The following is a 12,806-nucleotide window of genomic DNA, read 5'->3' as shown; positions in this document are numbered from 1 at the left end:
ACCGGGTGCGATGACGCTCCGTCGGCGACACAGCGTAGCGGCCATGATCTTCGGGCCGGCAGCCGATTCCCCCATCAAGGGCGAGGGCAGGCAAGATGGGGTCGTGACCCTCATCGATCAGCTGCCACCGACCGCAGATCCCGACGCCCTGTACGAAGCCTTCGAGTCCTGGGCGCAGGAGCGCGGTCTGACGCTCTACCCCCATCAGGAGGAGGCGCTGATCGAGGTGGTCTCCGGGGCGAACGTGATCGTGTCGACGCCCACCGGATCCGGCAAGAGCATGATCGCGGCGGCCGCGCACTTCGCGGCCCTCGCCCGTGACGAGGTCACCTTCTACACGGCCCCGATCAAGGCGCTGGTGTCGGAGAAGTTCTTCGAACTGTGCAAGATCTTCGGCACGGAGAACGTCGGCATGCTGACCGGCGACGCGTCCGTGAACTCCGACGCCCCGGTCATCTGCTGCACCGCCGAGGTGCTCGCGTCGATCGCGCTGCGCGACGGCAAGGACGCGGACGTCGGCCAGGTCGTCATGGACGAGTTCCACTTCTACGCGGAGGGAGACCGCGGCTGGGCGTGGCAGATCCCCATCCTGGAGCTGCCACAGGCGCAGTTCGTCCTCATGTCGGCCACGCTCGGCGACGTGTCGTTCTTCGAGAAGGACCTCAGCCGGCGCACCGGCCGCCCCACAGCGGTGGTCCGCTCGGCGACACGGCCTGTTCCGCTGTCCTACGAGTACCAGTACACGCCGATGACGGAGACGCTCACCGATCTGCTGGCGACGAGGCAGGCGCCCGTCTACATCGTGCACTTCACCCAGGCGCAGGCGGTGGAGCGGGCGCAGGCGCTGATGAGCATCAACATGTGCTCGCGCGAGGAGAAGGAGCAGATCGCCGCCCTGATCGGCAACTTCCGCTTCACCACGAAGTTCGGCAGCAACCTCTCGCGCTACGTGCGGCACGGCATCGGCGTCCACCACGCCGGCATGTTGCCCAAGTACCGGCGCTTGGTGGAGAAGCTCGCCCAGGCCGGTCTGCTGAAGGTGATCTGCGGTACGGACACGCTGGGTGTGGGCGTCAACGTGCCCATCCGCACCGTGCTGTTCACGGCGCTGACCAAGTACGACGGCAACCGGGTGCGTACCCTGCGGGCCCGCGAGTTCCATCAGATCGCGGGCCGGGCCGGGCGGGCCGGCTTCGACACGGCGGGCTACGTGGTGGCCCAGGCACCCGAGCATGTCATCGAGAACGAGAAGGCCCTTTCCAAGGCCGGCGACGACCCGAAGAAGCGCCGCAAGGTGGTGCGCAAGAAGGCACCGGAAGGCTTCGTGGGCTGGACGGAGAACACGTTCGACAAGCTCATCGAGTCGGACCCGGAGCCACTGACCTCCCGTTTCCGGGTCACGCACACGATGCTGCTGTCGGTGATCGCCCGGCCCGGCAACGCCTTCGAGGCGATGCGGCATCTGCTGGAGGACAACCACGAGCCGCGCAAGCAGCAGTTGCGGCACATCCGGCGCGCGATCGCGATCTACCGTTCGCTGCTGGACGGCGGGATCGTCGAGAAGCTCGACGAACCCGACGCCACCGGCCGCATCGTCCGCCTCACCGTGGACCTCCAGCAGGACTTCGCGCTGAACCAGCCGCTGTCCACCTTCGCACTGGCCGCGTTCGAGCTCCTCGACCCGGAGTCGCCTTCCTACGCTCTGGACATGGTCTCCGTCGTGGAGTCCACGTTGGACGATCCGCGTCAGATCCTCGCCGCTCAGCAGAACAAGGCACGCGGCGAGGCGGTGGCCGCGATGAAGGCGGACGGCGTCGAGTACGAGGAGCGCATGGAACGCCTCCAGGACATCTCGTACCCGAAGCCCCTGGAGGAACTCCTCTTCCACGCGTACAACACCTACCGCAAGAGCCACCCGTGGGTCGGCGACCACCCGTTGTCGCCGAAGTCCGTCATCCGCGACATGTACGAGCGGGCGATGTCCTTCACCGAGCTGGTGTCCCACTACGAGCTGGCCCGCACCGAGGGCATCGTGCTGCGCTACCTGGCCAGCGCCTACAAGGCCCTCGACCACACCGTCCCCGACGACCTCAAGTCCGAGGATCTGCAGGACCTGGTCGAGTGGCTGGGCGAGATGGTGCGCCAGGTCGACTCGAGCCTGCTCGACGAGTGGGAGCAGCTCGCCAACCCGGAGGAGATGACCGCCGAGGAGGCCCAGGAGAAGGCCGACGAGGTCAAGCCGGTCACCGCCAACGCCCGCGCCTTCCGGGTACTGGTCCGCAACGCGATGTTCCGTCGCGTCGAGCTCGCCGCTCTCGATCACGTCGACGAGCTGGGCGAGATCGACGGCGAGTCCGGCTGGGACGCCGACACGTGGGGCGAGGCGATGGACAAGTACTGGGACGAGTACGACGACCTCGGCACCGGTCCGGATGCCCGGGGTCCGAAGCTGCTTGTCATCCAGGAGGAGCCGCAGAACGCCCTGTGGCGTGTCCGCCAGATCTTCGACGACCCGAACGACGATCACGACTGGGGCATCAGTGCGGAGGTCGACCTCACGGCCTCGGACGCCGAGGGCCGTGCGGTCGTCCGGGTCACCTCCGTCGGTCAGTTGTGAGCGGCGCAGCAGGGACCGAGGCGCAGAGAGAACCAGGAACGGCAGAAGGCACAGGAGAAACGCACCGATGACGAATCCTGCCGAGAGGCTCGTCGATCTGCTCGACCTGGAACAGATCGAGGTCAACATCTTCCGCGGCCGCAGCCCGCTGGAGTCCCTGCAGCGGGTCTTCGGCGGCCAGGTCGCGGGCCAGGCGCTGGTCGCGGCCGGGCGGACCACCGACGGCGACCGGCCGGTGCACTCGTTGCACGCGTACTTCCTGCGCCCGGGTCGGCCCGGTGTGCCCATCGTGTACCAGGTCGAACGGGTGCGGGACGGGCGGTCCTTCACCACCCGCCGGGTTACCGCCGTGCAGCAGGGGCGCACGATCTTCAATCTCACCGCCTCCTTTCACAAGCCTGAGGAAGGACCCTTCGAGCACCAGTTGCCGCCGGCCCGCGAGGTCCCGGACCCGGAGTCCCTGCCGACGGTCGCGGAAGAGATCCGGGAGCATCTGGGCACGATGCCCGAACAGTTGGAGCGCATGGCGCGCCGTCAGCCCTTCGACATCCGGTACGCGGACCGGCTGCGCTGGAGCGCCGAGGACGTCAAGGAAGCCGAGCCGCGCAGCGCGGTGTGGATGCGGGCGGTCGGGCCGCTCGGCGACGATCCGCTCGTCCACACCTGCGCGCTCACCTACGCCAGCGACATGACCCTCCTGGACGCCGTCCGCCTCCCGGTCGAGCCCCTGTGGGGTCCGCGGAACTTCGACATGGCGTCGTTGGACCACGCGATGTGGTTCCATCGGCCGTTCCGCGCGGACGAGTGGTTCCTGTACGACCAGGAATCGCCGATCGCCACCGGCGGACGAGGGCTGGCCCGCGGGCGCATCTACGACCGGGAAGGACGCCTGTTGGTGTCCGTGGTCCAGGAGGGTCTCTTCCGGGCGCTGTAGTTCCCGTCCCGCTAGGTCACGTCGCCGTACGTCACGCGGTTCGGCGGCGCAACCGGCTCAGCAGACCTCGTGTCGACCGGCCGGGCTCGTCGGGCTTGTCCGGGTGCGGCGCCGGTTGCGTCGGGGCCGGTTTCGAAAGTGGGCTCGACGCGATCGGCTCCGGCGCAACAGGCGTCGACCTGGACGGCTTCGGCGAGGGGCGCGGCGCGGGCTGGTCGGCGCGGGCCTCGGCCAGGGTGCGTTCCAGGTCGGACCTCAGCCAGTCGATCTCGTCGGGGTCGTCCGCCGTCATGATCTTCTCGACGAGTTGGGCACCCGGCGTACCTGGGGCGCCGTGGGCGGGCGGTCCGGGCCGGAACCTGTTCAGGTGGGAGCGTTCGTAGGGGTCCCTGACGATCTCCGCGACCTGGAGGGGGTCGAGGAACCCGGCCAGAACTCCGGCATGCTGCCAGGGGCCGTCGGCCTGTCGGAGCAGGAAGCCCAGGTGTCGTCCCCGCCAATTCCGGGCCCGCAGGTCAACGCCTTCGGCCAAGCGGCCGCGCACCGTTTCGGGTGTCCGACCGGTGAGCAGGGACGAGTTGGTCTTGTCGGTGGCGAACTGCCGTAGTTCTTCGGCGAGATACAGCCAGACGACGGCCCGGTAGCGGTTGAGATAGAACCTGACGGGCACCACCAGTCCCACCCGCGCGAGACGGGTGAACCGGGCGGGAGGCACGTCCAGGATGGCCGCGGCGTCGCCGGTGCCCACGGCCAGCACGCTCTCACGCAGCGTTTCGGGGAAGCCGGGTTCCGAGCGCAGGCGGTCGATCTCCGTGCGGGCCACCCGACGGCCCCCTCCTCCGTCGTCGGGCAGGGTCCTGACGCGTCCGAGATGCACGGCGAGGTCGAACTCACTTCGCTTCAGGTTCAGTTCTCGCGCCGCCCGACTCGGCGTGCAGGAAACATAGTGTGGTTGCGTGACGGTGTTGCCGGACATGGTCGGTCTCCCCCGTGGAGTGAAGTGGAGTGCAGCAGGCCCGCGCTGTCCGCGGTGGCCTCGGGAAAACCGTAGCCGGAATCGCCGATCTCGTGGCGAGCCTGTGGATAACTCCAGGAAGGAGAGGAAAAGCGCAGGTCAGAGATCTGTCAGCGGGGCACGCTCGGGCTGTCGGGCGTCCACCGTGAGGTGTTCGCCGACCCGGTTGACGAGCAGGGTCATCTCATAGGCGATCTGACCCATGTCGGCCTCCGCCCCGCTGAGCACGCACAGGCAACTGCCGGTTCCCGCGGCGGTGACGAACAGCACCGCGTCGTCGAACTCGATCATTGTCTGGCGGACTCGGCCCGCGCTGAAATGGCGTCCCGATCCCTTGGCCAGGCTGTGCAGCCCGGACGAGACCGCGGCGAGGTGCTCCGCGTCCTCCCGGCGCAGTCCTGTGCTCGCGCCCGCCACCAGACCGTCGTTGGACAGGACGAGCGCGTGCCGCACATGGTCGACGCGCTCGGTCAAGTCGTCCAACAAGCAGCCCAGTTCCTGGTTCTGCGCCATGTGCCACTCCCCGTGTGACGTTCCCCGTATGTCTTCCCCATGTGATCCTCCGCCTCGCCGGAGAATCTGACCGCCACCCTTCCCCAGGCTCGGCCGCCGGAGCAAGGAGGCTGGCGGCATGGCACAGAAGATGACCGATGAGGAATGCGGGGCCTTCGTCGCCCACGGAACCCGCACCGGAAAAACTGTCGACCGTGCGGGCGGACGGCAGCCCGCACGTAGCGCCGGTCTGATTGGTCAGCCCACCGAGTCGAGCAGCCGCGCGGTGTGCATCCGCCCGGCATACTCCACCAGCCGGATCAGCACCTCCTTCCCCGAATCGCGGTCACGGGCGTCGCACAGGACGACGGGGGTTCCTCCGTCGAGGTCGAGGGCGCGCGAGACGTCCTGGGCGCCGTATGTCCGCGTGCCCGCGAAGCAGTTGACGGCTACGACGAAAGGGATGTGCCGGTGCTCGAAGTAGTCGACCGCGGGAAAGCAGTCCTCCAGGCGCCGGGTGTCGGCCAGGACCACGGCGCCGAGAGCGCCCTGCGACAGTTCGTCCCACAGGAACCAGAAGCGGTCCTGACCCGGCGTTCCGAACAGGTAGAGGGAGAGACCGGAACGGATGGTGATCCGGCCGAAGTCCATGGCCACGGTCGTCGTGACCTTCTGGTCCACGCCGTCGGTGTCGTCCACCAACTGCCCGGCTTCGCTGAGGAGTTCCTCGGTGCGCAGCGGCTTGATCTCACTGACCGCGCCCACCATGGTGGTCTTGCCCACGCCGAACCCGCCGGCGACCAGAATCTTCAACGCCAGGGGGGCCGTCTCGCCGTCTGTGGCGTCGGAGTGCTCGGAGACCATGGATCACTTCTCTCGGGAGAGTACGACTTCGGCGTGTGTGCGAAGCCGGCAGCATGACAACTGGGGGCTTTTTCCGTCCGGGTGGGGTTGAGCGTGCTTCTACAGCGCTCGCAGCCCCTCGATCACCTCGCGCAGGATCCGCTCGTCGGGCAACTGGGCGGGTGGGACGGGACGGCTGACGGTGACACAACCGAGTTCCAGCAGGTCTCCGAGGAGCACCCTGACCACGCCGACGGGAAGATCCGCGCCGGCCGCGAGTTCCGCGACGGACTGGGTCTCCGTACGGCAGAGGTCGATGAGGGTGCGGTGCTCTGGCCCGAGCGCCATGCCGTCCGCACCGGGCGCGCCGGGGTCCAGGGTGACCAGGGCTATCAGGTCGAAGCGCACTCCGGTGGGGCCCGGTTTCGTGCGTCCGCCCGTCATGGCGTACGGGCGGACGAGCGGACCGGCCTCGTTGTCATACCACTGGCTGCCCAGGTCGCGTGGGGCGCCGGTCGTGTCGTCGGTCATCTGCGTGGGTCGCTCTCTCGCCTCAGCCGGCGGCGGGCGGCCGCGCGCCGAGGCGTGGCGGCGTGTAGAGGTGCTCTCCGACCCGCTTGACCAGCCTCGCCATCTCGTAGGCGACCAGGCCGATGTCGGCGGTCACCGCGGTGAGGACGGCCAGGCAGGAGCCGTCGCCCGCGGCGGCCACGAAGAGGAATCCGTCGTCCATCTCCACCATGGTCTGGCGCACACCGCCGGCACCGAAGTGCCGGCCCGCACCCTTGGCGAGACTGTGGAAGCCGGAGGCGACGGCGGCGAGGTGTTCGGCGTCCTCACGTCTGAGGTCGGTCGAGGCACCGACGGCGAGGCCGTCGTTGGACAGCACCACGGCGTGCCGCACCTCGCTCACGCGCATCACCAAGTCGTCCAGCAGCCAGTCGAGTTCGCCGGACCGCTGGGCCGACCTCGTACTCGGGTCCTGGATCATGCGGGGTCTCCTTCACTGCTGTCGCTGCCCGGTGCGGGGTCCGGGGTGGCTGCGCGGCCGGGTTGCCTGCCGCCGCCCCGGGCCCAGCCGGCCCGGTACGCCGCCATTCGGTCCCGTACGAGTTCGGGGGTGCGTCCTTCGTCGCCGCGCGGCTCGGGTGCCCTGGCCGGTTCCTCGGAGAGCGGGCGGCGCAGTTGCGGGGCGAGATGGGCCTGCCGCACCCGGCGCGGGAGGTCGTCCGAGCCTTCGGAGTCGTCCGGGGAGCGGTGCAGGCGCAAGGTCGTGACTCCGGGAGGCGGCGGTTCGGCTGCCGCCGGTTCGGCGGCGGCCCGTAAGGGGGCCACCAGCGCGGGGCGGTCGGCGGCCGCGGGTACGGCCTCCGGATGGCGGTCCGTGGCACGACGGTCGTAGGCGTGACGGTCCGAGGCATGATGGCTGGAGGCGTCGCGGTCGGCTTCGGGCACGCGCGCGTGCTCGCGTTCCGCGGACTGTTGCGCCTGCGCGACCTCACGGGCGGAACGTTCCGGCTTGCCGCTGTGCAGCAGGGCCGTCGGCAGCAGGACGACCGCTGTGGTCCCACCGTAGGGCGAGGTGCGCAAGTGCACTTTGATGCCGTGACGGGCGGCGAGCCTGCTCACCACGAACAGGCCCAGCCGGTCGCTGTCGAAGAGGTCGAGGGCCTCGGACTGCGCGATGCGCCGGTTGGCGTCGGTGAGGGTCTCCTTGCCCATGCCTAGGCCCCGGTCCTCGACCTCGACGGCGTATCCGTTGCCCACGGGTTCGCCGGTGACGCGCACGCGCGTGTGCGGGGGCGAGAACTGGGCGGCGTTCTCGACGAGTTCGGCGAGCAGGTGGGTGAGGTCGGCGACCGCGGTGCCGATGACGGCCGCCTCCGGGAGTTGCCGTACCTCCACGCGCGCGTAGTCCTCGACCTCGGAGAGGGCGGCGCGGACCACGTTGGTGAGGGACACCGGCAGGCGCCAGGCCCGGCCCGGTGCCGCCCCGGACAGGATGATCAGGCTCTCCGCGTGGCGTCGCATACGGGTGGTGAGGTGGTCCAGCCGGAAGAGGTCGCTCAGCTCGTTCGGGTCGTCGGAGCGGCGCTCCATGCTGTCCAGGAGGCTCAACTGGCGGTGCACGAGGACCTGGCTGCGGCGGGCGAGGTTGACGAACACGCCGGAGATCCCGCTGGCGAGTTCGGCGCGCTCCACGGCGGCGCGCAGCGCGGCGCGGTGCACGGTGCTCAGAGCCTCGGCGACCTGACCTGTCTCGTCCTCGGAGGGAGGCCCGGGCGGGGCCTCCGCGCGGACGTCGATCTCCTCCCCGGCGCGCAGTTTCCGCATCGCCTCGGGCAGTTTGCGCCGGGCGATCTCCAGGGCGCTGTTGCGCAGGCTGACCAGTTCGACGACGAGTCCGCGGCCGATGCGCACGGAGATGACGAGTGAGGCGACGACGGCGGCGAGTCCGAGCAGGACCGCGGCGCCGGCGGCGGTGAGCAGACCGCGGGTGAAGGGGTCGGCGCGGTCGGCGACACCGCGCCCGGCGTCCGCCTCGATGGTCCGCATCCCGCTCTGCACGCGCGCGTGGGCCTGGTCCCAGGTGCTTGCCGGAGCAGCCGTGATCGCTTTCGCGCCGGGCCCGTCGGCGAGCACCTTGTCCTCCGCGGCGTCCAGGGCGGCGTAGGCGCTGCCGGCGGCGAGGCGCTGCCAGGCGGTGCGTTCGGGGCCGCGCAGGTCCGCGACAGCCGATTCCGTCAGGGTGCGGCGTGTGGCGACGGCGCCGGTGAACAGTCGCAAGCGCTGTCCGTCGAGGCGCCCCGCCCGGCGGGCGCCCGCGAGCACGACGTCCTCCTGGGACAGGGCCTCTCCCGCGCGGGAGAACTCGAGCAGCACACGCGCGTCGGAGCCGAGTTCGGCGTCCTGGATGCCGGAGAGCGCGCCACCGACCGAGAAGGCCGCGGAGATCGTGCTCGTGTACCGGCCGTACGTCTCCTCCCAGCCGGTTCTGCCGTCGAGCACGGCGGTCCGTACCGAGGAGAGTCCCTCGGTCCTGGAGACGAACGACTCGAGCCGCTGGGCCACTCCCTTGGGCAGTTCCTGGCCGTCGGCGACGGTGCTGTCGTCGCCGAGCCGCAGTTTGGCCACCGCGCGGTCCGTGCGTTGCGCGAGCGCCTTGAGGTCACCGGTCCGACCGGGTGCGGGGGCGGTCGCGTACCGTACGGCGGCCGCCCGTTCGGCCTGCAGGGCGGCCACCGCTGCCGCGACGGGGGTGCGCACCTCGGAGTCCACGCGCTGCGATTGGCGCAGTCCCGCGACGTTCTGGGCGGTGCTGACGGTGGCGTACGCCCACAGGGCCAACAGGGAGACGACCGGCACCATCAGCAGGCAGACGATCTTGGCGCGCACGGTGCGCGGCCGGATCCGCCAGCGTTCCGCGCGCGGGGGTATCGCGCCCGCCGGCGGGTCCGTCTGCTCGTCCGGCCCCTCGTCGGCGGGGGGTCCGGCGTGGGCGCGGCGCCCGCGCGTGGGGGGCGGCGCGTCGGCGCCTGCCGTGGGGGTCCTACGGGGTGTACGCATGGCCTCCTCGCTCGGAAGTGGTTCGGGGGCGTGGCCTGCCGGTCGCCTCAGACGGGCCGGGCCTGCTGTCGGCCCGGCAGGTTGTCCACCGGTTGTTGTGCCGTGGCGGACGCCTCGCGCTCCCCCGTGGTGGGCGACAGCGCGACGAAGGCCGAGGTCAGGAAGAGGTAGGACCCGAGGCCGACGGCGAGGGGGAAGATGAACTGCATCGCCGTGGCCCCGGGCAGTGCCTCCCCTGAGGGCGTGACGTGGACGCTCACCGCGAACATCGCGGTGTAGTGCATGCTGCTCACGGCCGCGCCCATGACGAGGGAGGCGACGGTGACCGCGATCGGCGACTTGATGTTGAGTGCCGCCCAGAGGGCCGCGGTGGCCGCGACGACGGCGATCAGGACGGAGAGTCCGACGCGCACCGGATCGTAGGTCACATCGCCGTGCAGCCGGACCGCGGCCATCCCGAGGTAGTGCATGCTCGCCACCCCCAGGCCCGTGGTCAGTCCGCCGATCAGCAACGCGCGCGTGCGGTCGCGGCTGTAGCCGACGGCGAAGACGCCGACGCAGACGACGACCATGGCGACGAGGAGACTGAGCACGGTCAGAGGAACGTCGTAGCGGATGTCGGTGCCGCTGACGCCGAAGCCGAGCATGGCCACGAAGTGCATGGTCCAGATGCCTGAGCCGATCGCCGAGGCCGCGGTGATCAGCCAGTTCCGGCGCGAGCGTCCGGTGGCGCCGAGGGCGCGCACGGTGCAGCGCAGCCCGAGGGCGGCGCCGATACAGGCCATCACGTACGACAGCACGGGGGTAAGCCAGCCGAAGGCGGCGTGGTCCAGGTGTCCCATGGCCACGGGACGCTAGCCGGGGCGCAGGAGCACAAAGGGGGCGCATTTCGAAAGGTGTTGGAATATGACGCGGAAATGCGCCGGATCGATCGGGTCACGCTCGAACATGTGCGCCGAGGCGTCGTCTGTGTCGGTGAGGAATCATGCGGAGCATGAGCGATGACCACACACACGTTCAGGATTTCTTCACGGCCCGCGCCGCGGACTGGGACCGCCGGTTCCCCGACGACGGCCCCGCCTACACGGCGGCGGTCGGAGACCTCGGGCTGCGCGAGGGGGACCGCGTGCTGGACGCCGGCTGCGGCACCGGACGGGCCCTGACGCCCCTGCGTGCGGCCGTGGGGCCCTCGGGAGTGGTCATCGGGGCCGATCTGACTCCGGCCATGCTGGAGGCCGCCGTACGGGCAGGACGCGACCGTGACGGGCACCTGGTGCTGGCCGACGTCGGCGCGCTTCCCCTGCGGTCCGTCTCGCTGGACGCCGTGTTCGGGGCGGGCCTCATCGCCCATCTGCCCCGCCCGGCCGAGAACCTGCGGGAGTTGGCGCGGGTGGTGCGCCCCGGCGGCACGCTGGCGTTGTTCCACCCGATCGGCAGGGCGGCGCTCGCGGCCCGGCAGGGCCGGCAGATCACCCCGGAGGACCTGCGCGCGGAGCCCAACCTCCGACCGCTGCTGGCCGGTTCGGGGTGGCGCATGACGTCGTACGTCGACGAGGACGACCGTTTCCTGGCCCTGGCCGTCCGCGAGCCCTGAGGACTCACGCCCCCTGGGCGACCGCCCGCACGAACGCATCGGGGTTGTCGAAGATTACGGTCCGGCGAGCATGGCTGCCCGCGCCGTCGAACTCTGCCTGGTGCGTCGTTTCCCCTCGGTCCGAGAGCAGTGCAGCAGAGTCTGGTGACGCCCGCCGCTCCGGCCCTCTTCTGCCACCGGGGCTCCAACTCTAGGTTGAGCAGCAGGAGATGAACGACCAGTCGCGGCAATCACGCAGGGGGAAGGTGGTCGACATGTTCGACGGGATCCGCAAGGCCTACGGCAGTTTCCTCGGCGCGCCGCGCACACGGTCGCGTCCGGACGTGGAGGGACGTCCGGACGGGGCATCGGGCCGCGGGAAGCGCACCGGGAAGCGCACGCCCAATCTGTTCGAGGCCGCCGCGGCGTACGTCTCGGCCTGCGCGCAGGACGATCAGGACGGGATCGACGAGGCGGCGGGCTGGGTGTCACCGGAGGCGCTGTGCTTCGGGATCAACGAGCTGGCCTGTCGCGCCGTGATCACTCTCGCGCGGGAGCGCGACGAGTCGCCCCGGACCGTGGCCCGTACACTCCTCGGGCTGCCGTCGGCGTGACGCATCCAACGGTCGGCGGTGGTCGATTCGCCCCGTCCGGCCGGAAAACTGCAGCTCCGGGTGTGTTGGGGAGTCGTGACAAGCGCCTTCCCGCCGCACTAGGGTGCGCGCCGTTGGACGAACCGATGGGGAGGCTGGGATGGCCGGGACGGACGAGGACGCCGTCGCCGCCGCGGACGAGGCGCTCTATGTGCTCACGGCGGTGCTGCTGACGCCGGCGAAGTTCCCGAGCGCGCTGGGCGACGACTACCCGGAGGCCTGTGCGGCGCTCGGCCTCCCGCCGCTCGCCGACGGGTACGGCCTGGTGCTGGGCCAGGACGGCGAGGGCGCGCGGTGGACTGTCGTCATCGACGACGTGTCGCTGGTGGCTGTCGCCATCGCGTCGTGGGACTGCGGTATGGAGTACGACCTGTCGCCGGACGAGCGGACGGTCGTCGCCGCGCTGCCCGGCTGGCCGCTGGCGGTCGCCGTCGCGGCTCCGGGCGTGCCCGCGCCGCACGATCCGGGCCCCGAGGTCGTGGACAGCCCTGCGCTGTGCCCTCCGGACACGAGCACCTGGGGCCCGGCCCAGCGACGGCTCGGGGCCGACGAGATCGCGCTGCAGTGGGCCCTGTGGCGCGAGCAGATCGACGACACGGAGTTCGCGCCTGCGCGGGCGGCCGCCGGAACGGATTCAGGCATCGGCGAGGGAGACCGCTCCGCCGAAGTCGCCGAGTCCGGCAGGTCCGACGAAGCCGACGCGGCCAACGGGTCCGACGAGGCCGGGAAGGGGGCACCGAAGAGGCACAGCGGTGTCCGACGTGTCCTGGCCGAGGTGCGTGCCTACGTGGACACCCCACCTCCCCTCGGCCGCGTGCGTTCTTCGTTCGCTCCCGGTGATGCGCGTACCCTGCGCGCCGACGGCCCCGGCTGGTCGCTGGTGGCCAGGACCGACGACATCGCTTTCGTCCTCCTCGACGAACAGCCCGGCGAGGTGCTGCCGGTCGGCCGCGGCCCCGAACTGCCCGGGCTTTTGGAAGCGCTCGACAAGATGGCCGTGCGGCCCCTCTGAGCTGCTGGAGCGGTAGGGGTCCTTGGGGTCGTGGGACGCCTGAGGGCCCCGGCGGCTCGCATGTGCCGGAAGACGGGGACCGCGGTGCGGTCCCCGTCAC

The 12,806-nt window shown here is 70.6% G+C and carries 12 protein-coding genes and 1 pseudogene; 6 read left to right on the top strand and 7 right to left on the bottom strand.

What is annotated here, in order from left to right; all coding sequences use genetic code 11:
- Nucleotides 1-103: 103 nt before the first annotated feature.
- The gene (locus ACZ5SK_RS04805) at nucleotides 104-2,617 is read left to right on the top strand and encodes a DEAD/DEAH box helicase (RefSeq protein ID WP_334582671.1); all 2,514 of its coding nucleotides are present in this window, start codon (nucleotides 104-106) and stop codon (nucleotides 2,615-2,617) included.
- 67 nt (nucleotides 2,618-2,684) lie between these two features.
- A complete protein-coding gene (locus tag ACZ5SK_RS04800; protein WP_334582672.1) occupies nucleotides 2,685-3,551 on the top strand; it encodes an acyl-CoA thioesterase in 867 nt (288 codons plus the stop codon).
- A 31-nt stretch (nucleotides 3,552-3,582) separates the two neighbouring features.
- Here ACZ5SK_RS04800 and ACZ5SK_RS04795 read toward each other — a convergent pair whose 3' ends face one another.
- Both ACZ5SK_RS04795 and ACZ5SK_RS04790 read right to left on the bottom strand, forming a co-directional pair.
- Entirely contained in the window at nucleotides 3,583-4,527 is a 945-nt protein-coding gene (locus ACZ5SK_RS04795) for a DUF6397 family protein (protein ID WP_334582673.1), read from the bottom strand.
- 138 nt (nucleotides 4,528-4,665) lie between these two features.
- Entirely contained in the window at nucleotides 4,666-5,079 is a 414-nt protein-coding gene (locus tag ACZ5SK_RS04790; protein WP_334582674.1) for a roadblock/LC7 domain-containing protein, read from the bottom strand.
- Nucleotides 5,080-5,197: 118 nt separating this feature from the next.
- On the opposite strand from ACZ5SK_RS04790, the pseudogene ACZ5SK_RS04785 reads away from it, so the two are divergent.
- Nucleotides 5,198-5,309 (top strand): annotated as a pseudogene (locus tag ACZ5SK_RS04785) (PPOX class F420-dependent enzyme); the annotation flags it as partial.
- A gap of 7 nt (nucleotides 5,310-5,316) precedes the next feature.
- Here the strand turns inward: ACZ5SK_RS04785 and ACZ5SK_RS04780 are convergent.
- From ACZ5SK_RS04780 to ACZ5SK_RS04760, 5 genes are all read right to left on the bottom strand, one after another.
- The gene (locus ACZ5SK_RS04780; protein WP_334582675.1) at nucleotides 5,317-5,922 is read right to left on the bottom strand and encodes a GTP-binding protein; all 606 of its coding nucleotides are present in this window, start codon (nucleotides 5,920-5,922) and stop codon (nucleotides 5,317-5,319) included.
- 99 nt (nucleotides 5,923-6,021) lie between these two features.
- Complete coding sequence (locus ACZ5SK_RS04775; protein WP_334582676.1) at nucleotides 6,022-6,432, bottom strand: DUF742 domain-containing protein; 411 nt, start codon at nucleotides 6,430-6,432, stop codon at nucleotides 6,022-6,024.
- A 22-nt stretch (nucleotides 6,433-6,454) separates the two neighbouring features.
- Nucleotides 6,455-6,892 carry a roadblock/LC7 domain-containing protein gene (locus ACZ5SK_RS04770; RefSeq protein ID WP_079664091.1) on the bottom strand — a complete coding sequence of 146 codons (438 nt, stop codon included), beginning with the start codon at nucleotides 6,890-6,892 and terminating at the stop codon, nucleotides 6,455-6,457.
- Entirely contained in the window at nucleotides 6,889-9,468 is a 2,580-nt protein-coding gene (locus ACZ5SK_RS04765) for a sensor histidine kinase (RefSeq protein WP_468418915.1), read from the bottom strand. The genes ACZ5SK_RS04770 and ACZ5SK_RS04765 overlap by 4 nt, the downstream gene beginning before the upstream one ends.
- Nucleotides 9,469-9,515: 47 nt before the next feature.
- Entirely contained in the window at nucleotides 9,516-10,310 is a 795-nt protein-coding gene (locus ACZ5SK_RS04760) for an MHYT domain-containing protein (RefSeq protein WP_334582678.1), read from the bottom strand.
- Nucleotides 10,311-10,462: 152 nt separating this feature from the next.
- Here ACZ5SK_RS04760 and ACZ5SK_RS04755 point away from each other — a divergent pair, with 152 nt between their 5' ends.
- From ACZ5SK_RS04755 to ACZ5SK_RS04745, 3 genes are all read left to right on the top strand, one after another.
- Nucleotides 10,463-11,062, top strand: coding sequence for a class I SAM-dependent methyltransferase (locus ACZ5SK_RS04755; protein ID WP_468418916.1), 600 nt, complete (start codon nucleotides 10,463-10,465; stop codon nucleotides 11,060-11,062).
- A 254-nt stretch (nucleotides 11,063-11,316) separates the two neighbouring features.
- Nucleotides 11,317-11,655, top strand: a complete 339-nt coding sequence (locus tag ACZ5SK_RS04750) for a hypothetical protein (RefSeq protein WP_334582680.1) — start codon at nucleotides 11,317-11,319, stop codon at nucleotides 11,653-11,655.
- A 139-nt stretch (nucleotides 11,656-11,794) separates the two neighbouring features.
- Nucleotides 11,795-12,706, top strand: coding sequence for a hypothetical protein (locus tag ACZ5SK_RS04745; protein WP_334582681.1), 912 nt, complete (start codon nucleotides 11,795-11,797; stop codon nucleotides 12,704-12,706).
- Nucleotides 12,707-12,806 lie beyond the last annotated feature (100 nt).

It is taken from the genome of Streptomyces sp. NPDC031474 (genome assembly GCF_055581185.1).
The sequence above is the reverse complement of the archived record's forward strand: the minus strand, read 5'-3'. Positions and strand labels throughout refer to the sequence as shown.